The 22,698-nt window shown below is 33.6% G+C and carries 20 protein-coding genes and 2 pseudogenes; 6 read left to right on the forward strand and 16 right to left on the reverse strand.

The window, feature by feature from the left end:
• Window positions 1-99 precede the first annotated feature (99 nt).
• Window positions 100-552 carry a thioredoxin-dependent thiol peroxidase gene (gene bcp / locus HYN86_RS11385; RefSeq protein WP_113678134.1) on the forward strand — a complete coding sequence of 151 codons (453 nt, stop codon included), beginning with the start codon at window positions 100-102 and terminating at the stop codon, window positions 550-552.
• Window positions 553-1,730: 1,178 nt separating this feature from the next.
• On the opposite strand, the gene HYN86_RS11390 is transcribed toward bcp, so the two are convergent.
• Complete coding sequence (locus HYN86_RS11390) at window positions 1,731-3,191, reverse strand: TonB-dependent receptor (RefSeq protein WP_113678135.1); 1,461 nt, start codon at window positions 3,189-3,191, stop codon at window positions 1,731-1,733.
• A 90-nt stretch (window positions 3,192-3,281) separates the two neighbouring features.
• Between HYN86_RS11390 and HYN86_RS11395 the strand changes: the two genes are divergently transcribed.
• Genes HYN86_RS11395 through HYN86_RS11405 form a run of 3 tightly spaced genes read left to right on the forward strand, consistent with a single transcriptional unit; the run spans window position 3,282 to window position 5,033 of the window.
• Entirely contained in the window at window positions 3,282-4,046 is a 765-nt protein-coding gene (locus HYN86_RS11395; RefSeq protein ID WP_113678136.1) for an MBL fold metallo-hydrolase, read from the forward strand.
• A 12-nt stretch (window positions 4,047-4,058) separates the two neighbouring features.
• The gene (locus HYN86_RS11400) at window positions 4,059-4,562 is read left to right on the forward strand and encodes a hypothetical protein (RefSeq protein WP_113678137.1); all 504 of its coding nucleotides are present in this window, start codon (window positions 4,059-4,061) and stop codon (window positions 4,560-4,562) included.
• 45 nt (window positions 4,563-4,607) lie between these two features.
• Window positions 4,608-5,033: a hypothetical protein gene (locus tag HYN86_RS11405; RefSeq protein ID WP_230406353.1), complete on the forward strand. Its 426-nt coding sequence runs from the start codon at window positions 4,608-4,610 to the stop codon at window positions 5,031-5,033.
• A 59-nt stretch (window positions 5,034-5,092) separates the two neighbouring features.
• Here the strand turns inward: HYN86_RS11405 and HYN86_RS11410 are convergent, their stop codons facing one another.
• The 5 genes from HYN86_RS11410 to HYN86_RS11430 all read right to left on the reverse strand — a co-directional run bounded on the left by HYN86_RS11410 (window position 5,093) and on the right by HYN86_RS11430 (window position 9,998).
• Window positions 5,093-5,662, reverse strand: coding sequence for a cysteine hydrolase family protein (locus HYN86_RS11410; RefSeq protein WP_113678139.1), 570 nt, complete (start codon window positions 5,660-5,662; stop codon window positions 5,093-5,095).
• A 51-nt stretch (window positions 5,663-5,713) separates the two neighbouring features.
• On the reverse strand, window positions 5,714-6,358 hold the full coding sequence (locus HYN86_RS11415; protein ID WP_113678140.1) for an alpha/beta hydrolase: 645 nt from the start codon (window positions 6,356-6,358) through the stop codon (window positions 5,714-5,716).
• 61 nt (window positions 6,359-6,419) lie between these two features.
• Window positions 6,420-6,746: a hypothetical protein gene (locus HYN86_RS11420; protein ID WP_113678141.1), complete on the reverse strand. Its 327-nt coding sequence runs from the start codon at window positions 6,744-6,746 to the stop codon at window positions 6,420-6,422.
• Between the two features lie 4 nt (window positions 6,747-6,750).
• Entirely contained in the window at window positions 6,751-8,001 is a 1,251-nt protein-coding gene (locus HYN86_RS11425) for a dihydroorotase (RefSeq protein ID WP_113678142.1), read from the reverse strand.
• Between the two features lie 68 nt (window positions 8,002-8,069).
• On the reverse strand, window positions 8,070-9,998 hold the full coding sequence (locus tag HYN86_RS11430; RefSeq protein WP_113678143.1) for a vWA domain-containing protein: 1,929 nt from the start codon (window positions 9,996-9,998) through the stop codon (window positions 8,070-8,072).
• Between the two features lie 225 nt (window positions 9,999-10,223).
• On the opposite strand from HYN86_RS11430, the gene HYN86_RS11435 reads away from it, so the two are divergent.
• A complete protein-coding gene (locus tag HYN86_RS11435; protein WP_113678144.1) occupies window positions 10,224-11,336 on the forward strand; it encodes a lactonase family protein in 1,113 nt (370 codons plus the stop codon).
• A gap of 150 nt (window positions 11,337-11,486) precedes the next feature.
• Here HYN86_RS11435 and HYN86_RS11440 read toward each other — a convergent pair whose 3' ends face one another.
• The 5 genes and pseudogenes from HYN86_RS11440 to HYN86_RS21275 all read right to left on the reverse strand — a co-directional run.
• Window positions 11,487-12,839: a DEAD/DEAH box helicase gene (locus HYN86_RS11440; protein ID WP_113678145.1), complete on the reverse strand. Its 1,353-nt coding sequence runs from the start codon at window positions 12,837-12,839 to the stop codon at window positions 11,487-11,489.
• Between the two features lie 190 nt (window positions 12,840-13,029).
• Complete coding sequence (locus HYN86_RS11445; protein WP_113679921.1) at window positions 13,030-13,794, reverse strand: TIGR02757 family protein; 765 nt, start codon at window positions 13,792-13,794, stop codon at window positions 13,030-13,032.
• Window positions 13,787-15,487, reverse strand: a complete 1,701-nt coding sequence (locus HYN86_RS11450) for an LIC_10190 family membrane protein (RefSeq protein ID WP_113678146.1) — start codon at window positions 15,485-15,487, stop codon at window positions 13,787-13,789. The genes HYN86_RS11445 and HYN86_RS11450 overlap by 8 nt, the downstream gene beginning before the upstream one ends.
• A pseudogene (locus HYN86_RS21270) lies at window positions 15,487-15,936 on the reverse strand (ABC transporter ATP-binding protein); the annotation flags it as partial. The gene HYN86_RS11450 and the pseudogene HYN86_RS21270, both read right to left, overlap by 1 nt.
• 216 nt (window positions 15,937-16,152) lie before the next feature.
• Window positions 16,153-16,365: pseudogene (locus HYN86_RS21275) on the reverse strand (ATP-binding cassette domain-containing protein); the annotation flags it as partial.
• 299 nt (window positions 16,366-16,664) lie between these two features.
• Between HYN86_RS21275 and HYN86_RS11460 the strand changes: the two are divergent.
• Entirely contained in the window at window positions 16,665-16,961 is a 297-nt protein-coding gene (locus tag HYN86_RS11460) for a hypothetical protein (protein ID WP_113678148.1), read from the forward strand.
• Window positions 16,962-16,982: 21 nt separating this feature from the next.
• On the opposite strand, the gene HYN86_RS11465 is transcribed toward HYN86_RS11460, so the two are convergent.
• From HYN86_RS11465 to HYN86_RS11485, 5 genes are all read right to left on the reverse strand, one after another.
• Window positions 16,983-19,763 carry a T9SS type A sorting domain-containing protein gene (locus HYN86_RS11465; RefSeq protein WP_230406354.1) on the reverse strand — a complete coding sequence of 927 codons (2,781 nt, stop codon included), beginning with the start codon at window positions 19,761-19,763 and terminating at the stop codon, window positions 16,983-16,985.
• A gap of 356 nt (window positions 19,764-20,119) precedes the next feature.
• The gene (locus tag HYN86_RS11470) at window positions 20,120-20,425 is read right to left on the reverse strand and encodes a DUF6787 family protein (RefSeq protein WP_113678149.1); all 306 of its coding nucleotides are present in this window, start codon (window positions 20,423-20,425) and stop codon (window positions 20,120-20,122) included.
• Between the two features lie 33 nt (window positions 20,426-20,458).
• Entirely contained in the window at window positions 20,459-20,893 is a 435-nt protein-coding gene (locus tag HYN86_RS11475; RefSeq protein ID WP_113678150.1) for a DUF6146 family protein, read from the reverse strand.
• A gap of 152 nt (window positions 20,894-21,045) precedes the next feature.
• Window positions 21,046-21,609, reverse strand: a complete 564-nt coding sequence (locus tag HYN86_RS11480; protein WP_113678151.1) for a hypothetical protein — start codon at window positions 21,607-21,609, stop codon at window positions 21,046-21,048.
• A gap of 103 nt (window positions 21,610-21,712) precedes the next feature.
• Entirely contained in the window at window positions 21,713-22,663 is a 951-nt protein-coding gene (locus tag HYN86_RS11485; RefSeq protein WP_113678152.1) for a D-2-hydroxyacid dehydrogenase, read from the reverse strand.
• Window positions 22,664-22,698 lie beyond the last annotated feature (35 nt).

The following is a 22,698-nucleotide window of genomic DNA, read 5'->3' on the forward strand; positions in this document are numbered from 1 at the left end:
AAAAATAATGAATTCTAAGTTATGAGTTAAGAGTTGGCGGTATAAGTTATCTTTGAATTTTAATCTAAACTCTAAAATCAACAATCTAAAATAAGAAATATGACAACATTAAAAGCAGGGGATGAAGCACCAAATTTTTCTGGCGTAGATCAAGACGGAAAAGCACATAAACTGGCAGATTATGCTGGGAAAAAATTAGTAGTCTTCTTTTATCCAAAAGCAAGTACACCGGGATGTACCGCCGAAGCTTGTGATTTGAGAGATAATTTTGAACGTTTTAAAGCTAATAATTATGAGCTTTTAGGTGTTAGTGCTGATAATCAGAAAGCACAGTCTAAATTTAAAGATAAATACGAGTTTCCTTTTCCTTTAATTGCAGACGAAGACAAGTCGGTTATCAATGCGTTTGGAGTTTGGGGACCTAAAAAGTTCATGGGGAAAGAGTACGACGGAATCCATAGAACAACTTTTGTAATTGATGAAAAAGGAATTATTGAAGAAGTTATAGAAAAAGTAAAAACAAAAGAACACGCAGCACAGATTTTAAAATAAATTTTTTGTTTTAAGTTTTCTTTGTTTCAGGTTTCATTTTGAACATGGCGTGTGATTTTTTTAACGCAAAGTACGCTAAGTTTTTTATTCATTTGTGGCCTTTATAAACACAAAGTCCGCAAAGCTAAGTCAGTACAAAGCTTTGTGAACTTTATGGTAAATTTTTTGTTTCAAGTTTTCTTTGTTTCAGGTTTTATGTTAAACTTGGCGTGTGATTTTTTTAACGCAAAGCACGCTGAGTTTTTTATTTATTTTTCGCGTTTATAGACACAAAGTTCGCAAAGCTAAATCAACACAAAGCTTTGTGAACTTTATTTTTTTTATTACAATTAGTTTATCAAAAAATCTTAGTGCACTCTGTGGTAAATTTTTTGTTTCAAGTTTTCTTTGTTTCAGGTTTTATGTTAAACTTGGCGTGTGATTTTTTTAACGCAAAGCACGCTGAGTTTTTATTCATTCGTGGCGTTTATAAACACAAAGTCCGCAAAGCAAAGTCAGTACAAAGCTTTGTGAACTTTGTGTTTTTTTTATAAATCTAGCTTGTCAAAAATCTTAGTGCCCTCTGTGGTAAATTTTTTGTTTCAAGTTTAATTTTTTTCAGGTTTTATGTTAAACTTGGCGTGTGATTTTTTTAACGCAAAGCACGCTGAGTTTTTATTCATTCACGGCGTTTATAAACACAAAGTCCGCAAAGCTAAATCAATACAAAGCTTTGTGAACTTTGTGTTTTTTATTACAATTAGTTTATCAAAAATCTTAGTGCCCTCTGTGGTAAATTTTTTGTTTCAAGTTTAATTTTTTTTTAGGTTTTATGTTAAACTTAGCGTGTGATTTTTTTAACGCAAAGCACGCTAAGTTTTTTATTCATTTGTAGCGTTTATAAACACAAAGTCCGCAAAGCTAAATCCATACAAAGCTTTGCGAACTTTGTGTTTTTTATAAATCTAGCATATCAAAAAATCTTAGTGTACTCTGTGGTAAAAATTTTATATTTCAAGTTTTTCATCTGGTAAAGCTAAATCAACACAAAGCTTTGCGGACTTTGTATTTTTATAAAACCCAGTTTATCAAAAAATCTTAGCGTACTTTGCGTTAAAAAATTAAAATGCAAAGACCAGCATGAAACTTGAAAAAACAAAAAAAAGTCCCAAAAAGAAATTTCCTTTTGAGACTTTTTATTAAGCATTTTGCTCAAGCTCTTTCTGTGGATGATATCCAAAAAGATGATGCTCTTTTATAATTTCGGCAACTCCAGAAGGAAGCATAGGTTCCCAGCCGGTTTTACCTTGTCCAATCATTTTTAGTACTTCGCGAGAGAATACATTTAATATATTTGGGTTATAATCTTTAATGTCGACAACTTTACCGTTAAACTTAAAGAATTTATATAATTCTTTCATTCTCGGGTGAACTTTTAGATTATCAGAAGTGATAATTTCTCCATCTTCACCTAACATTGGATACAAGAATACTTTCATATCTCGGTAAAATAATTTTCCAAAAGCTTCAAGAATTCCACCGCTCAAATGACGATAATATTTCTCATCAAAAATATCAATAAGGTTGTTTACACCCATTGCCAGTCCCATACGGGCCTTGGTATAATTAGAAAAATATTCAACCACTTTATAATACTCCTGGAAATTAGAAATCATTACAGTCTGGCCCAGCGAACAGAGTAATTCGGCTCTGTCCATAAAGTCACGTTCGTCAATTTCACCATCTGAACGCAGGTTAGAAAGTGTAATTTCAAAAACAACAAGTGTATTATTTTTTTCAACTTTATTTTCTTCAAGAAACATTTTTAATGATTTCTCGTACATGTCAAGATTGACATTAGTAACCGGACGGAAACTTCCTCTAAAGGCAAGAAGATTCTTTTTGTATAAAACAGCTGCAGGCAGAATATTTTTTCCTTCTGGATTAAACATTACGGCATCTGTCATTCCGTTTTTAACCAATTGCAGACTCATCAAACGGTTGTCGACATCGGCAAAACGAGGTCCAGAAAAGTTAATGGTGTCGATTTCTAATTGGTCTTTATCTAAGTGATCGTATAAATAACGAAGTAATCGTTTAGGATCGTTGTATTTGTAAAAAGCACCGTAAATTAAGTTTACACCTAAAATCCCTAGTGTTTCTTGTTGTAATCTTGCATCGGTCTCTTTAAAACGAATGTGCAGAATAATTTCGTTATAAGCTTCGTCTGGTTCTATCTGGTATCTAATTCCAACCCATCCGTGACCTTTAAATTGTTTGGCAAAATCTATTGTGGCTACAGTGTTAGCGTAACTAAAAAAAAGTTTTGTGGGGTGTTTTTCTCGACTTAGACGTTCTTCGATGATTTGTCCTTCGTGAGTCAGCATTTTTTTTAAACGCTCTTCGGTAACATATCTTCCATCACTTTCTACTCCATAAACCGCATCACTAAAATCTTTATCATAGGCAGACATTGCTTTTGCAATTGTTCCCGATGAACCTCCAGATCTAAAAAAGTGTCTAACTGTCTCTTGTCCAGCTCCTATTTCAGCAAACGTTCCGTAAATATTCTCGTTTAAATTAATGCGTAAAGCTTTGTCTTTTATAGAAGGAATCTGTTCGATGACCTTGTCACCCTTGAGTTTTATTTCTGTACCCATTTTATTTTAAATAGATTTGTTACAAAGTTAGTAAATTAGGCTTCTAATGAAAGAGAATTAATCCTATTTTTGTAAAAAAATTAAGTTCAATTGAAGGTTTATTTTTTAGGTACAGGTACTTCCCAAGGTATTCCGATTATCGGAATCGATCATCCAGTTTGTAAAAGCACTGATGCTAAGGATAAAAGGCTTCGTGTATCCATTTGGATTACATGGGACGAGCATTCTTATGTTATCGATTGCGGCCCCGATTTTAGACAGCAGATGCTTTCTTGCGGATGCACAAAACTCGATGCAATTTTATTTACTCACGAACACGCAGATCATACCGCTGGTTTAGACGATATTCGCCCGTTTAATTTTAGACAGGGAGAAATTCCTATTTATGGGCATCAGCGTGTTTTGGATAATTTGAGACGTCGTTTTGATTATGTTTTTGAAACGGTCAATAAATATCCAGGAGCTCCAAGTGTAAAAACAATTGAGGTGAAAAATAATGTTCCGTTTGAAATCGGAGACAAAATAGCAGTTCCAATCAGCGCTATGCACGGCGATTTACAGGTTTTTGGCTATAGAATCGATGATTTTGCGTACCTGACAGATGTAAAAACAATCGAACAAGCTGAAATTGATAAACTGAAAGGCCTAAAAGTTTTGGTGGTAAATGCTTTGAGAGTTGAACCTCATGATACACATTTTAACCTGCAGGAAGCACTAGATTTTATCAATCTCGTTAAACCCGAAAAAGCGTATTTAACGCATATCAGCCACGTTTTAGGTTTTCATGAAGAAGTACAAAAAACGCTTCCGGAAAATGTTTTTCTTGCTTATGACAATTTAGATATTACAATTTAATTATACTACAAAATGAAAAAATCCTTAATGCTTTATCTTTTTATTCTAGCCATTTTAATGAATGTTTTTACGTATGCGTTCTACAGCGGTGAAGTAAAATTTGCACAGAATAGATATGATAAAACAACTAAGAAACTAAGAGACAGCATTAATCTAGTAAAAACGCAATTAGCCGAAGCTGATTATTTTTCTCTGGAACATAACGAAAATGCTCAAAATTACTTTGATAACAGTGCTTCGGGCGGAAAAGTAATTTTGTACGAAAAACTGATTCCAGTTGTAACTGAAAAATTATTAGACTACAACGCAAACCCAAAAGGGAATCCGTATACTGGTCAAGATCAGATTGGTCCGAATAAATTTATCATCAATAAAGTAAAAATTTTAAACCACAGATGGATCATTGCAGATTACAGCAATGGTGAATTATGGGGAGAAGTCTTGTTAAAATACTTTGTTGATAACGATGATAATATTACTTTTGAAGTAAATCAAACTTGGTTATATCAAAAATAGGATTTTATAATCCTATTTTTTTTGACCTTTAAATAAATTAGGATTATGAAAAAGATGTTTTTGTTTTTGATTATGGCGAGCGCGTTTTCCTGCGCCAAAAAAGTTTCTCAGGAAAATGTAAATACAACTTCAAAAGAGCCGGTAAAAGAAGCCGTTGTGGGAGCAGATGCCGATTCTCACGGTTGTAAAGCTTCTGCTGGATATACTTGGTCAACACTTAAAAAAGAATGTATCCGAATTTTCGAAGGGACAAAACTGTCACATTATGATGATGGTAAAACGTACACTACAGCATCATATGTAATCTTTGATGGAGACAAAGCGGAACTTTTTCTGGACACTCAAAAAGAATCCATCATTTTAGAAAGAAACTCCGAAGGCGATTCTTGGGTTAACGGCGATTGGCAGTTAATTCCTTGGAAAGGTTATGTGTTGAAGAAAAACGGAAAGATTCTTTATACTGGACAGTAAAAGCTTACAGTCTAGGTCGCAGTTTGCAGTTTGTTGAGACTGAAAACTGCGACTGAATACTAAACAAATTCTTTAATAGACTCGGAAGTTACTACTTGAGCAAATTCTTCATTTAAACTTGCCAATGCAGTCTGATGGATTAATTCGGCAGAGAATTCTTCTCCATTTATACCTTTTTTATTGAAAGTTGCGGTTGCATCAGAAACCAGATAAACGTTGAAGCCAAAATTTCCAGCCATTCTTGTTGTGGTAGAAACACAGTGGTCTGTAGTTAAGCCAACAATTACAAGATCAGTGATTTTAGCATTATCAAGAAGCTCCTTTAAATTCGTTCCGATAAAAGCGCTATTGACATTTTTCTTAATGATAATTTCACTTTCCAAAGGTTTTACCAAATCCTGAAATTCATTTCCTCGGTTCGTTTCGTGTAAAATCGAATTTGGATTTGAGGAACAATGCTGAACATGAAAAATAGGCAGTTTTTTACTCCTCCATATTTCCAATAATTCGCCAGCTTTTTCTTCTGCGTTAACATTATTTCGGTCTCCGCCCCAGTAAGCAACGTCTTGAAAACCTTTTTGAATATCAATTAATAGTAGTGCGGGATTGTTGAGTCTTGTAATGCTCATTTTGCAAAAGATTTTGTTCTTAAACTGCGACTTAAAACTGCAACTGAATACTTAATTTTCCAGCCAATTCTTAAAATCAAAGAAATTCTGCGGAGCAACACCATGTCCAACAGGATATTCTTTGTAAACAATAGGAATATCTAATTTCTCTAAAATTGCGGGAGTTTTTCTAGCCCATTCAATTGGAATAACTTGATCAACAGTTCCGTGAGAGGCGAATATTTTAAGGTTTTTAAAATCGTTATTTTCAAAACCTTCTTTGATGATTTCTTCGTTAAAATAACCACTCATTGCAACTACTCTCTGAATTTTTTCTGGATAAGAAAGTGCTGCTGCATAACTTAAAATAGATCCTTGGCTAAATCCAATTAAAGTTACGTTACTTGCGTCAACTGGATAATTTGCAACTAATTCGTCAATAAATTTTGCTATTAAATCTCTTGAAGTTTTAGCTTGTTCGTTATCTGAAAATTTATTTTGATCGGCATCAAAATTAATTGCGTACCAAGCGTAAGCTCCGTATTGTAAATCGTAAGGCGCTCTGGCAGAAATAATATAATAATTGTCTGGAAGTTCAGAAGCGAATGAAAATAAATCGGCTTCGTTACTGCCATATCCATGCAATAATAGCAATAGCGGATTTTTATCTAAAATTACTTTTGGTTCTTGTATTTTATATTCTAAAGATAGATTCATATTTTAATTGTGAATTGTGAATTTTCCGAATTTGGATTTTTTTTAATTGAAATTTAAAAAATTAACCAATCTTTTTAAACCATTTCTGGAATAATTCTCCAACTAACGGAATTGGTTTCATTTGTCCTTGTATGGCAGTAAAAATACCAAAAGTCCACAAAATTGAAATACAAATCCACATTGGAAAAGTGATAAAAAAGCTATCGAAATTACTAATTATTGCACCTAAGGAAATAAAGGTTAAGGATAATCCTAAAGCTTGACGGATATGAAAAGAAGCAAAAGTATTTTTGTTTTCAGAATTCATACTCATGGCGATCAAAACACCAATAATTAGAATGTAACTGGTAATGGCAATTGATTTTCCTTCTTCGACTGAATTATTCATTTTATTATTTTGTAACTAGTTGATTTTGATTGAAAATTCCATAAACAGAACCTTTTAATTCAGTTCCTAAAAAAGCAGAATTTTTAGATTTTGAAAGAATATTTTCTTTCGTAAATGTTGATTTATCTTCTGGAGTAAATAAGGTGAAATTTGCTTTTGCACCTTCTTCAATTGTATGGTTTTCCAAACCAAAAATGCTTCTTGCGGCAGTTAATTTTGCCACTACAGTTTCTAATGGTAAAACTGTTAATAAAGCTCCAAAAGCGCTTTCTAGACCAATAGTTCCGTTTTTAGCTGTATCAAATTCCATTTTCTTGAATTCAATGTCAATCGGATTGTGGTCTGAAGTTATTGTATCGATGGTGTGATCGGCAATTCCGTTTAATAAAGCTTGTCTGTCGACTTCTGTGCGTAACGGAGGCGTAACTTTAAAACGAGTATCAAATCCGTCTAGTTTTTCATCTGTTAAAACCAAATGATGTACAGATGCGCTGCAGGTTACGTTTAGACCTTTAGCTTTAGCTTCTCTAATCAATTGAACCGATTTTGCTGTCGAAATGGTTGGAATATGAAGTTTTCCGCCTGTGTATTCCAATAAAAATAAGTTTCTTGAAATCTGAAGTTCTTCGGCTAAATTTGGAATTCCTTTTAAACCTAATCTTGTAGAAACAATTCCTTCGTTTGCAACACCATTTCCTTTAATATTAGGATCTTGCGAGTAAGCAATTACCAACCCGTCAAAATCCTGTACATATTGTAAAGCGATTTTCAGGATATTAGCGTTGTCGATACTTTTGTTGTAATCTCCAAAAGCAATCGCACCGGCTTTTTTCATATCAAAAAGTTCAGCCATGTCTTTTCCTTCGCTTGCTTTAGTTAAAGCTCCAATTGGGAAAATTTCTACTGCAGAACCGTTTGCTTTATTTTTTACAAAATTTACTTGAGACTGATTGTCAATCACAGGGAAGGAGTTCGGCTGCAGGGCAATTGCAGTAAAACCGCTTTTTGCAGCAACATTTAATCCGTTTGCAATGGTTTCTCTGTCTTCGTAACCCGGCTCTCCCAGCGAGACACTGCTGTCAAACCAGCCCTGTGAAACGTGAAGATCATCGAAACGTATAATTTCTGCATCATCGTTAGGAAGTGAAAGGCCTATTTTTTCTATTAAACCATCTGCAATTAAAAGATCAACGGTCTGATTGTGAAACGGACTTTTTGAATCGATAATTTTGGCGCTTTTGATGATTATTTTCATATGTAGATATTTTTTTGTCGTAAATGATTTTTGTAAAAAGTAAAATGCCTTTAAAACAATCGCGAATTCTATTTTACAAATTTTATAATTGCCATTTCTAGTGCTAAAAATAACAGTGCAAAGATAACAAACCATTTCCAAATTTGGCTGTCGGTTCGTTCAGTTTGTAAGGTATTAAAAATGGTCGAAATGGTATCGGCGGTTTTAAAGTCAGAAACTACATTTGTGTTTACCTGACTTAAATCACTTTCTGTTCGCTTGTAATTAAAACTAATATTTTCAACCCATTCTTTTTTGTCGAAAATACCGTAATTCCCAGCAGTTTCAGGAAAATCATTAAAGGTTAATTTTACTTTATTGTTCAATATCTGCTGAATCGGAATAAAAGAATCTTCGTTTCCTTTTACTTCCAAAATCGCGTCTTTGGTCAATAAAACATCCACAAAATAAGGCTGATTATTTCCGATTGTCAATGCGTTAACTCCAGTTTTTTGATTGTTCTGCGCTATTTTATAAAAGAGAGGAACAATTAAAGGAGATTGCTGAAAATTAGAATTTGTGCTGTTTATTGGTGCTGTAAAAACAGTTATTCCTGAAACTGGATTTTGAACGGAAGTTACAAAAGGAGTCTGATCCTCAAAGGAAAGCACAGCTGGATATGAACTGGAAACGGCAAAAACACTATTTACTTTTGGATATTGAAAATTCGTTATTTTGTTCTCAAAAACTCCCGAAAATAACGGATGGTCAAAATTAATTTTTGTGATTAATTTATTGCTGGCTTCTAAATTTCCGAATTGAACTTTCCCAAAATTACTCAGTAAAGTATTTAAATTAGAAATTGAACTCTTTTCAGAAGGAATTACAACCAAATTACCGCCTTTAGAAACAAAAGCTTTTAAAGTAGTCTGCAAAGCCTGCGGAATTTCATTCAATTCGTTTAAAATAATCGTATTTTGTTTCTCTAAACTGTTGTAATCTAATGAAGTAATCGAATAGTTGTGGTAATTGAATTCGCCTGAAGTGTAAATTCTAGATAAGAAATTACTTTTTTCAGGTTCGCCGATACTGATAACGTTTGTTTTTTTGTTTTTAGAAATACTGAAAAACAATTTATTATCATACGTTAAGCCGTTATCTTCGATCGTTACATAGCCGTGAAAAGCTTCTTTTGGAATCGTAAAATTGATTTTCTTTTTTTTAGTTTCAAAATTGACAATCGTTTTGGCAATCAATTTATTTTGATTGTACAAAGCAGTCGAAACTGGTTTGAAATCTTCGCCGTAAGCTGATAAATTAATTCCGATTTCATAGAAATTCTCCAAAGTTTGATTGATGTAAACGCTGTCGACAGAAATGTTGTTTTTTTGTTCTGCTTCTGGAACTATGAAATATGGTTTTTCTTCGAAATTTACAGCTGCAATATCTTTTTCTTTTAAACCCACGGCATCTGTAATAATTACAATGTCTTTTTTATGTGCCGATTTGTGTGCTTTAATTTTTGCAGTTATTGCCGAAAGGTCAAAAGGCGCTGCACTGTACTTTAGGTTTTGTAAAGCACTTTTAGAAGATTTAATATCGGTATTCCAGAAATTTTCGGTGTTGGTTAATAAAGAAAATGAAGTGTTTTCTGGTGTATTTTCAAGCAATTCCTGAACAGCTCTTTTTAATAATTCGCCTTTTTTGCCTTTTGCCTGCATACTAAACGAATTGTCTAAAACAATATACATTTCGTTTGAAGCATTTTTGCTGTCAACTGCCTGAAAAAAAGGCTGTGCAAAAGCTAAAATTATAAAAGTCAGCAGTAATAAGCGCGTAGCCAATAAAAGACGTTTTTTAATTTTAGAACTTTTACGAGTCTGAATTGCAAGCTCTTTTAAGAATCGAACATTGGTAAAAAAAGAGGTTTTAAAACGTCTTAATTGAAATAAGTGAACCAAAATTGGAACGATCAATAAAAACAGAAAGTATAGAATTTCGGGATGTTTAAAATGCATTTCTGGCTTCGATTTACTTCACTACGTTTTGTTTTTCGCGAAGATGCTGGTCAAAAATACGAATTAAAAATTATTTTAACCCTATAAGTTTATGTAAGAGATTAACTATTGCCGGATAAATTTTATGTGGTTCGAAAAATGTAACTTTTGCCATTTCTTTTGTAACAAAGAAACTATTTCAAAACGATTTTATTCCTTATTTTAGCTGATTCAAAAAAACAAACTATGAAAAAAATATATTTATTTTTATTTTCAGCTTTATCACTGACCACGGTAAAAGCTCAAAATAAATTCAACTTATTGGTTGGAACTTATACAAATACCTGCGAGAGCAAAGGAATTTACGTTTATGAATTTGATGCTTCTTCAGGCGGTTTAAAATTAAAGAATTCTTCAGAAAATGTTATCAGTCCAAGTTATTTATCTGTTTCTGCTGATAATAAATTTATCTATGCTGTAAACGAAAACGGAACTCAAAGTGCTGTCAGCTCTTTTAGCTATAATTCGGCTTCGGGAAAAATAAAGTTATTAAATACAAATGCTTCTTTAGGTGCAGATCCTTGTCATTTAATTAATGATGATAAAAATGTAATTGTTGCCAATTATTCTGGCGGAAACATTGTAGTTTTTAAGAAAAAACCAAATGGAAGTCTTACTGAGGTGCAGCAAATAATTCAGCATGAAGGAAAAGGGCCAAACGCGGCGCGTCAGGAAAAAGCGCACGTGCATATGGTGGTTTTTTCTCCAGATAAAAAATTCGTTCTGTCTAATGATTTAGGTTTAGATAAAGTGTTTATTTATAGGTACAATCCGAATTCTACAAACGAAATGCTGACTCTTAAAGGTAGTGTTGATGTAAAGAAAGGAAGCGGGCCAAGACATTTGACTTTTAGTAAAGATGGGAAATTCGTGTATTTAGTTCAGGAATTAGACGGAACTTTAACGACTTTTAGTTATGATAAAACTGGAAATCTAAAACTAATTGCCGAAACAAGCATTCTTCCAAAAGGTTTTACTGGCGGAACAGGTGCAGCAGCAATCAAAATTTCGCCAGACGGAAACTTTTTATATGTTTCTGATCGTGTAGATGCCAATTCTATTTCGGTTTATAAAATTCTTAAAACAGGAGACATTGAATTGGTAGAGCAGCAAAGCACTTTAGGAAAAGGCCCAAGAGATTTCGCTATTGACCCAACAGGAAATTATCTTTTAGTTGGTCATCAATATACTAATGATATCATTATTTTTAAAAGAAATAAAACAACTGGAAAAATCACAGATACTGGAAAAAGAATCGAATTGTGTTCGCCGGTTGGATTGGTTTTTACGAAAATATAGCTTTTTTGGAGGGACAAAGACTCAGAGGTGCAAAGGCTCAAAGGCAAGAAAGGCTCAAAAATAAAGTTTATTTTTGAGCCTTTTTTTATCTTTAAAATAGCAAAACCTCTGAACCTTTGTCTCTTTGAACCTTTGCAACTTTTAAAAAATCTATTTATCCTTATCTTTTCTCTTCTTATCTCTAGTCTTCAGCATATTTCTGTTAACAGAACCATGTGTTTTCTTTTTTGTTTTTGAAGGACCTCCAAGATTGACTTTCTTGTTCTTTTTCGATTTTTCATGAAAAGCACCGTCTCCGTCCAATTTTGGTTTTTTCATTAAAAACTTAATGGGCTGTCTGTCTTTTTCAGGTTCTATTAATTTAGATGAAATCTCAACTTCTTCTGGGAAATCAGCGACTTTAAGTTCCTGATTCATTAAAACTTCGGCTTCGATTTTAAATTCTTCTTCACGCGGTGTAACAAAACTGATAGCCGTTCCTGTTGCATCAGCACGACCAGTACGCCCAATTCTGTGCATGTAAAGTTCTGGTAATTCTGGAAGTTCGAAGTTTATAACGTGAGAGATATTAGAAATATCCAAACCTCTCGCCATAATATCGGTAGTAATTAATCCGCGCAGATTTCCTTCTTGAAATTCTGCCATCGTGCTTAAACGATAATTCTGAGATTTATTAGAGTGAATGACTCCAAACTGACCTTCAAACATTTCTTCAATACGAGTATGAAGCATGTCTGAAATCTTTTTATTATTAACGAAAATCAGAATACGTTCCATGCTTTCGTCAGTCTCTAGTAAATGCTTTAAAAGGTTTACTTTGGTATTAAAGTTTGGAACATTATATGTAATCTGTGTAATTTTTTCTAACGGAGTTCCAGAAGCAGCTAAAGTAACTTCTTCAGGAAAATCAAAATAATCATTTAAAATCGCATCAACTTCATCTGTCATAGTTGCTGAGAATAAAATATTTTGACGTTTTGGTTTCATCATTGCCAAAAGCGCAGTCAATTGTGTACGGAAACCTAAATTCAACATTTCGTCAAACTCATCAATTACTAGTTTTTGAGTTTCGTCAAAGCGAACTACAGCATCAAGAGCTAAGTCCATGGTACGACCTGGAGTTCCCACTAAAATATCGACACCTTCGTAAACGGCTTTCTTTTGGGTATTGATGTTTACCCCGCCGTAAATTCCTAAAGTTTTAACCGACATGTATTTAGTCAGTTTCTCAACTTCTTCTACAACCTGAACTACTAATTCGCGGGTTGGAACAAGAACTACAATTTTAGGTGTATTGGTATTTGTAAATTTATATAATTTTAGAAGCGGCAGTAAATATGCAAATGTTTTACCAGTTCCGGTTTGTGCAATTCCCATCATATCTCGGCCAGAAGTAATCACTGAAAAAGATTTTTCCTGAATAGGAGTTGGTGTAACAAACCCTAAATCGTCTATTGCTTTTTGTACTGATTTTGGAAGATTAAATTTTTCGAAAGTGCTCATTTGCTTTAAATTTTGTGCAAATGTACGTTAAATTCATGGTTTTTTGTTGAATTTGTAATTTTTGATGTCGCATTACCATCTTGAATGTCACTCTGAGCGATTCGCAGATTATGAAGAAGAGCGTAACGATTGGAACGGGGACTCCTCCCGAAGTCTCTGGATCGCTAAGCCTGAGATACAGATTAAAATTTTAAAACCCTTCAAAAACTCCCAAGCCAAACAAAGCAAAGTCATATTTTACAGGATCTTGGGCATCCATTTCTCTTAATTTGGTATCCAATTCCAGCAATGCTTTGGCGTCGTTTTGCTTTCGCGAAAGAATTTCAAGTTTGCGGGCAACGTTCCCAGAATGTACATCAAGCGGACAAGATAGTGCAGCAGGAGAAATGCTTTTCCAGATTCCTAAATCGACGCCTTTTGTATCTTGGCGCACCATCCAGCGGAGATACATGTTAATTCTTTTGGCAGCCGAATTATTCAACGGATCTGAAATGTGTTTCTGTGTTCTTGCCAAATGATCAATCTCAAAGAATGTTTTTTTGAATTCATGAATGCTTTTCTGCAAACTGTTTTCTTGCTGGTTTTTAGCAAAAACAGCTTCAAGTCCGTTGTGGTTTTTATAAATGTGCTGTAAACCTTTTATAAAACCAGAAAAATCTTTTCCGTTAAAAGTTCGATGAACAAAAGTTTCAAGTCTGGCTAAATCTTCATCAGAATGTGACATGACGAAATCATAAGGCGTGTTGCCCATTAGTTCCATCATTTTATGTGAATTCTTGATGATCATTTTGCGGTTTCCCCACGCGATAGATGCGCTTAAAAAACCAGCAATTTCAATGTCTTCTTTTTGGGTAAAAAGATGCGGAATTTGTACAGGATCGCTTTCGATAAAATCCTGATTGTTATATTGAATGACTTTTTCGTCAAGAAATTCTTTTAGTTCGGATTTATTCATTTTTCGAGATTTTTTTTGCGTAAAATCCATCTTTTAATTCATTAGTACGCATTTGGGGAATGTACTGAAAGTTTTTTTCAAAAGTATCAATTTGTTTTTTATTGACACAAGGCAAATCTCCATTACCGCCTGCCCATAAAAAAGCATTTTTTTGAGGAGAATTATACTTCAAATTTCCTAATTGTATAGTCTCGAAGGACGTATTGCTTTTTGAATTTTGGTAAGGAAAAACAATATTGTTAATAGAAAATGTACTTATTTCCATCAACGATTTATGATTTGAAAGTTTACTTATATTAAAAGGGAAAAATAAAATTATTGCAATTGGGATTTGTGAAAGCACTAATACTGCATTTAATAGTTTTTTGTTCTGTATTAAACATACCAAACAAAATACAGAGAAAAATAAAACAAAATGAATGAAAAAGCGATATTGTGGAGAGGTTATTAAAAGTAAAAATATTTGCAATATCATATTGACATAAAGTAGCCAAAGAGCTTTTTCATTTTTAAACTTATATATAAAAATAGGTAAGACTAGAATCAAAAATACACTAAGTTTATTAAATAATCCATTCAGTTTTGGCAGCGTAATCCATTTTATAAATAAATCCCAAACAGACATTGAATTGTATTTCTCAGCTGTAATAAAATAGCCATAATACTTCAGATTGTCATAATAAAAAGTTTGAATTCTACTCGGGATAGCATAATCTGTTGCAATTGCTGTGAATATTTTAGATGGAAAGAGAGGAGATCCGCAGATAATTAGGTTTTTAATGAAAAAGAGCACGATTATTAATGTGCTTAATAAAATCGGTTTTAGAAGTTTTCCTGATAACGATTTGAAATTAAAGACTAATAAAATTAAAGGAAAAACTGCAAATGTTAGAGTTGTGTTTTTGATGTAGAGTAAAAAAAGTACTAAAATCAAAAGCAAACCAAATGTCTGAGAAGTTATCTGTTTGAAATTTTCTAAAAAATAAAAGAACAAAATAAACGAGAAAATGTAAACAGGAATATCTGGAGAAGGTGCGCTTACAAATTGAAAAAAGAAAATATTAAATAAAGGAAGCAATCCAACTAACAGATAATTTTTGTTGTCATTTTTGCTGTATTCATTTAGTTTCAGAATGGCAAATACATTTCCTAATAGTAAGCAAAAACCACTTAAATCATTGAAATTTTTATATAAAAATGAAAAATTAAAAACACTTTGCGTAATATGCCAGCCACTCATTTGTCCATAAAATAAATGGAGATTTGCAAGCCCTTTTACAAAGCCATATTCGTTAAGCCATTTTATAGTTTGAATATAGTAGGATTCGTTATCAATTGCAAAAGGAATTGACGCACATTGTAAAATAATCAGAACAGAAACAATACCTAGAACGATTTTCAGTCTTTTTGGCAGCTGTTTCAGTTCTAATAAAGATGACTTGTAAAGATCAATAATTGGATTGCGAAATTTTAGAAATGAAAAAATATTCAGAAGTATTAAAACAATATGAAATTCGATATTAATTCTTCCGAAAATTGCCCAAATACTCGCTAGTATAGTTGTCGAGAATAATCCAAGTACAGATGTAATTACAAAATTTTTATTGCTGAGATTCATTAATTTATCGAAGCCAACACCTAAATTAATGGTTGTGACTAAAATGTAGATCCAGCTGATTGCAATTAAAATCATTAAGAAATAATTTGTCCGTCAGACATTACGAGCTTTCTATCAGCCATATTAGCCAATTCTTCGTTGTGGGTTACAATTACAAAAGTCTGTCCGAATTCGTCTCGAAGCTGAAAAAATAGTTGGTGAAGATTTTCGGCAGAATGCGTGTCTAGATTTCCAGAAGGTTCATCGGCAAAAATAACATCTGGTTTATTGATCAACGCTCTTGCAACCGCCACACGTTGTTGTTCTCCGCCCGAAAGTTCGCTCGGTTTATGATTAATTCTGTGTGAGAGTCCTAAATAAGTAAGCAGTTTTTTAGCTTCGGCTTCTGTTTCTGAAGTTTTTTTTCCAGCAATATAAGCTGGAATACAAACGTTTTCTAAAGCTGTAAACTCAGGTAAAAGCTGATGAAACTGAAAAATAAAACCAAGGTTTAAGTTTCTAAAATCGGATAATGTTTTGTCTTGTCTGCTTTTCTTTTTAAAATATCTGTTATAATAAATAAGCATTGAAAATATTGGCAGAAAAAGAATTCCAACTACTACTAATCGAAGTGTGTCGTCGAAAACTTTGGTTCTAAAAAACATCAAATAAACAGCTAAAATAACAATGTAAAGAGAGCCAGCCCAAGTAATGATTTTAAATGTCTTTTCTTGTTTTGAATTATCGTTTTTGAGATCTTGTAATTCCAGTACATTTTTACCATTAATCGTTAATGATGAATCTGGACTATGATCTGGTTTGTCTAAAGTTCCTAAAATCTGCAGTAAAGTCGTTTTTCCCGCGCCAGAAGCACCAACGATCGAAACAATTTCGCCTTTTTTAATATGTAAATCGACTCCTTTTAAAACTTCAAGTTTGTCGTAGAATTTATGTATGTTTTTTGCGTGTATCATTTAGAAAACTCTTTTTACAAAGAAACGAAGATTATAATCAATATCAAATTACAAAAATCAATATCAAAAATCAATATCAAAAGGCAATGGTCAAATTCCAATTTTTAAAATTCCAAATTCCAAAAGAGCGAAGCGATTTTAAGAAATCTAAAATCTAAAATCTATCCCGAGGCTTCGGGACTAAAATCTAAAATCGGTACGTAAATTGATATGGGAATCTTGGAAATTAAACTAGTAAAAGAAATAATATAGTTTCATGAATTATTTTTAATTTCGAATAACTTAAAAATAAATACGTTATGCAAAATCTAGAAGTTGCAGAAGATAACAGAATGTCAAAATTAATTATAGGATTAGTTTTGGACGGAATTGGTATGATCTCATTTTCGATTCCGCTTCTTGGTGAGTTTTCAGATGTGGTCTGGGCTCCAATTGCTGGTGTAATAATGACTAGGATGTATAGAGGAAGAGTAGGTAAAGTGGCGGGTTTTTTAACTTTTCTAGAAGAATTACTGCCTTTTACTGACGTTATTCCGTCTTTTACGTTGACTTGGATTTATACTTATTTCTTTCAAAAAAGTAAAGACGGTTTGTAAAAACCGTCTTTGACTATCTTCTTATTGAACAATGATTTTTTTGATGTACTGTGTTTTCTTCGTTTGAGGATTAATAACTTTAATTAGAAAAACGCCTTTAGAATTCAAGTGAATTGTTTCGGCTGTATTGTTCCTGATTTTTTTCTGTACTAACTCTTTTCCAGAAATATCATAAATTTTAAGATCAGCACTTTCTGATTCTTCATTGTCAATAAAAACTGAAAAAGAGCCGCTGCTTGGAATCGGCCACACATTAAAAGAGTTGTTTTTTGCTTCTTTGATTACTTCTTTAGTTCCTAAAGTTAAGCTTTGTCCGCTTATAATATTAACTTTTCTTTTCATTGATCCACCTTCAGAATCAGTAACTGTAAACTCAAAAGAACAAAGTCCGTCTGCTGTTGGTGAAAATGCAACAGTATCTGTATTAAGTACTGCGTTTCCGTTAACTGCATTAGAAATAACATAAGAAACACCACTTGTGAATCCTCTTGATAATTTTTGAATATTAATATCAATTTTTGTTCCTTCTGGAGATTCGTAATGAGGCAAGGATATCCATTGCAGATAGTTGTCAAGATTAGTATATCCGTCTAAATCAGGATCTGCATTTGTATCTGAAAAATCGCCAATTGCAGAATTTATATTAGTTCCAATAATTGTTTCCCACCAATTTGGAAGACCATCTTGATCAGTATCCCAGCTGGCGTCTCTATTTATAATTGGATAAACTTCAAATCCGCCGACATCAGCTTCGTTGTCAGGAAATCCAGGTTTGCCAGTTACGCTTCCAATAGCAGAATAAGTTCCGTTTAAAGTTTCTGTGATAATTCTTTGATCGTGCTCATCAAATTCAGGCTGTGTGCATCCAACATCTGACAGTACAATTTTATAAGCATTTTTGGCAGATTGTGTAGTTACATAAGAAGGGAAAAAGGGAGTGTTGACAAAATTCTCATAAGTAACAGCATTTCCTGAAGCTTTTCGTCCTGCAGTCTGATTGCTTTCGTCGAAATAACCCGGCATTACATTTCCGTTAAAATAACATTGCTGCATTCCAGTTCCAACGCCTTCATTCTGCTGATTAAATGCTACAAATATTTTGGTACCTGCGCCTGGTTTGTAATAGTTGTTTACAAAATTTACTTCTTTAGTTCCGCCGTCGGTTGTTCTGTTTCCCCAGTTGTAAACAATATTATTCGTGATGTCCATTCTGCCGGTATAGGCGCCGCTTCCGTCTAAGCCGCCACCAAGACTCCAGTTACGACCGTAGCAGTGTGCTAGTAAATTATGATGAAAACTTCCAATATCTCCACCAATTGTAGCCGCGTAACCATGCTCTGTTCCTGCTGGATAATTTTGATGATTAGCCGCGTTGAGAGCTTCGGAAATTAGTGTTTTTTGCAGTGTTATATTTTTTCCTGATCGAGATCTGAAAGATTCGTCTATCGTCCAGCTGATAGAACAATGGTCAATAATGCTGTTGTCTGCGCCAGTTAATCCCATTCCGTCGAAAGTTGGCCCAGCCCCAATTCGAACTCTTAGATTTTGTACTATGGCATCATTTCCAGTAACTCCAAAAGGAGCAGTGCGAATGCAAATACCTTTTCCAGGTGCCGTCTGTCCTGCAACTGTAACGTAGGGCTGACTTAAAACAAGACGAGATTGTAATTGAATAATTCCAGATGTGTTAAATATGATTGTTCTTGGTCCAATATCATTTGTGACAGCTTCGCGGAAACTTCCTGGTCCACTGTCGTTTAGATTGGTTACGGCAACAACTTTGCCGCCGCGTCCGCCTCTTGCAAAACGACCATATCCTTCCGCTTCAGGAAATGCAAGCTGGGCTGGACGAAAACGCCAAGTATTTCCTTTCTCAACTCCGTTTGCCAGAACTTCATCGATACGCCAGTAATAAGTAGCTCCTGTATATAATCCGTTTACTTGATAAGAAGTATTAGCTAAAGCTTGATTTCCTTTGTATTCTGGCGAAGATGTCGAAGCATTGTCGACAGCTGCTGGATCTGTTCCGAAATAGATATTGTGAGAAACCGCATTTGCGGCCGCTGTCCACTGCAGTAATTTACCGCCAGAAATTAATTCGACGTGTTCATTATTTTGTTTCGGATTTGGATTTGTGGCCTGATAAAAAATATTAGGTGTATTAAGTTCAAAACCGTTAAGCATAATGTTTTTAATATTTTCTGTGCCTGAGGTTTCTGCAGCAATTAGAATCACAACATCTGTTCCTGTTACAGCTTGAAATTTTAGATAGGTAGATTTGGCATCGGCAGTTTTAAGAGCTCTTACGGAAGGAATTAAATTATCGACAACCAAATTTCCATTAATAGAAATGTCAATTGGGCTAAAGTTATTTCCAGATGGACTGTCAACAGCATTAAAAAAAGCTAAAAAGGAATGTTCGCCAGTTGCTAAACCGCTTATTTTAAGTTCTATCTGCGCCCCTAGATTTGCAGTTGTCCCTTTCACAGTTAAACCATCGCTTACTAATCTGGCGTAGGAGGGAGCTTGTATTCCTGTTTTGTACCAATTGGTTCCAAGAGCATCTCCATTATTTCCCACTCGTGTAATGGTAAGTGTAACTCCATTTTCGGTATAAGTACTAGTATTTCCGGAGGCTATTACCCAAGAAGTGTAATCTGGATCGTTTACTTCGGCTTTAGGTCTTCCTGCTTGATCAAAGTCAATTTTTACAATTGGATTTTGGGCCAAAATGATTGTCATCGGCGCAATGAGACAAGTAATCGTCGCCATTACGGAGCGTTTTAAGTAATTTTTCAGCATGTCAATGGTGGTTTGGTTAGTAAGTAAAATAATCTTAGCTCAAATTTTATTTTTTAAATAACTGATAATCAGATTTAAAATATGTTTTTAGCTATTGTAAAATTATTATTACTACGAAAAAAACTATCCTGCACCATCCTGTTCTGTATGCGGTTTTATTAAAAAAAATACTTCAAAAAAATGTTATACGTTTTTTTATATCGATTAATTGTAATATCAATATTTAATAAATAAAGGGAATTGTATCGCTATCAATTTTAAAAATTGCGTTTCGAAAAAAAGCTAAAAAGTTTAAGGAAAGTGAAAAGTAAAATGTTTGAACCAGAACGGTTGTTTAGAAAATGACTGCTAAAGAGTTAATCTTTAAAAAGAAATCCAAGTCCCATTCTTTTAAGCATTTTCTTTTCGAAGTTCCAAAAGAAGCGGAATTGTCCAAAAATAGCACCAATGGCAACTAATAAAACTTGGTAAATAGGAAAGATTATTAATAAACGGATTAAAGTAAACCAAACGGCGCCAAAATCTTCTTTGTAAATTCCTACCCAGTCGCAAAAGGGTCTAGAAATCCATGCAGATGCCGATCCGGTGATAGCAAATACAATAAATATGATTACGGCTTGTAGGTTGGATGTAATTCCCCAGCGTTTTTTAAGTCTCTCCATTATTTATTTATAACCATTACAAATATACTAACATTATCGTTGCGGCACATACCCTGCGAGTTTTTGTTTGTAAGTATTTTGAAAATAAATCATGTAGTTATAAATTAAATAATTCACTTCATATCCATAATGAATCTGAGGCTGATAATCTATTGTCATTTCGTATAAATTCGGGTTGTAACGATTGGGCTGCGTAGCTCTAATATTCCATTCGGTTACATATTGCTGATTTTTGTTTTCGAGATAAGCCAAAGAATAGTGGTTTCTGGGTAATGCTCTCGATGCAAGCCAGTAATTAAAACCATTGTCAATTATAATCACTTCATATTCTAAAGAATCATTGGCTATTCTTACGGTATCATTAACTTTTTTGTTTGATGCATTATCAGCACTGGCAATATTTTGCGATGTTGTAGAACAAGCAATTATTGTCAGTATTACAATTAATATGGAAATGCATTTTTTCATACTTTAAATTTACGAAATTTTTTTAAGGTTCAGAGGGGCAAATGTTCAAAGTAACAAAGCTTTAACTTATAAAAATAAAAACTGATTACAAATTTGCAATCAGTTTTTAGTGTTTTTTTAGGCCTTTGTTTCTTTGAAACTTTGTACCTAGACTATTTACTTCCAAACAATTTTCCAATAAACCCTGCAATACCGCCTTTAGTTTTGGTCACGACTAAAACATCAGCAACATCGACTTTTCCGTCATTGTTTTGGTCTAAGCCAAATTGCATTCCATATTTAGATATGGTTTCCATAATTCCTGAAGCTTGTCCGCTGTTTCCAGAAATAGAATTGATAATGTCAGAAATTTGAAAACTATTGTCATTTGGATCTTTTGCTTTATTAACTAAAGAGCCTAAAATCTGGGGGATTAAATTAGACGCAACTCCATTTGAGTCTGCACTGCTTAGTCCGAATTTTTGACCAAGACTGCCGCTTAATTGTTGCTGAATTTGCTGAACTACAGGATTTGAACTGTTAATAGCTTCTTTACCGCTAAACAATCCTGCAATTTGTTCAGTTCCTCCTTCAGAAACAATCTTTTTTAAACTTTCAAAAATAGAACTACTCGTTTCGTTGATTACGGCTTCGTTGTGTTCGTTTGGAACAGCGTTATTGTTTACAACTGCATCGCCTCCATATTGTTGTACTAATTGGGTTAATTGTTCAAACATGATTTTTAGGATTTAGATTAGAACTCAAATTTAAACAAAAAAAGAAAGGGATTTATTAAACGATGTTAATAAATCCCTTTGTAAGTGTTTTAATTATAGTTGATTAGCTCAATAAAGTAATAATTTGTGAAGCTAATTCAGTACCAATTCTATCTTGTGCCTCTCCAGTTGCAGCTCCAATGTGCGGCGTCAAAGAGATTTTAGAGTGCATTAAAATTGCCATTTCTGGTTTTGGCTCGCTTTCGAAAACATCTAATCCAGCAAAAGCAACTTTTCCAGAGTCTAATGCTTTTACTAAAGCAACCTCATCAATAACACCTCCACGAGCACAGTTAACAATTCCAACGCCGTCTTTCATAATTTCAAATTCTTTCTCACCAACGATGTAGCCATTTTGAGCAGGAACGTGTAATGTAATGAAATCAGCTTCTTTAAACAAAGATTCTAAAGATTGAGAAACTACTTTAGTTGTAATAGATTGTCCGTCGAAAAATTCAACTTTAATATCTACTTCTGGAATAAAACTATCTGCAGCGATAACTTTCATTCCTAAACCAAGAGCCATTTTCGCAGTAGCCTGACCAATACGGCCAATACCAACAATACCTAAAGTTTTTCCTCTTAATTCAGTTCCGTTAGCATAAGCTTTTTTCAAACCGTCAAAATTACTATCTCCTTCAAGAGGCATATTTCTGTTAGAATCATGTAAAAAACGCACACCATTAAATAAGTGTCCGAAAACTAATTCAGCAACAGATTCTGAAGATGAAGCAGGAGTATTGATTACATGAATTCCTTTGCTTTTAGCATAGTCAACATCAATGTTATCCATACCAACACCACCACGTCCAATAATTTTAATGCCAGGACAAGCGTCGATAATGTCTTTGCGAACTTTAGTTGCACTACGAACTAAAATTACGTCAATATTGTTTTCGTTTATATAGTTAGCTACTTGTTCTTGAGCTACTTTTGTAGTTATAACTTCAAATCCGCCTTTTTCTAAGGCTAGAATTCCACTTTTAGAAATTCCATCATTTGCTAATACTTTCATTGTGTGTTTATTGTTTATTTGGTGAATCGTGTAAA

This window comes from Flavobacterium fluviale (genome assembly GCF_003312915.1).
Lineage (GTDB): Bacteria > Bacteroidota > Bacteroidia > Flavobacteriales > Flavobacteriaceae > Flavobacterium > Flavobacterium fluviale.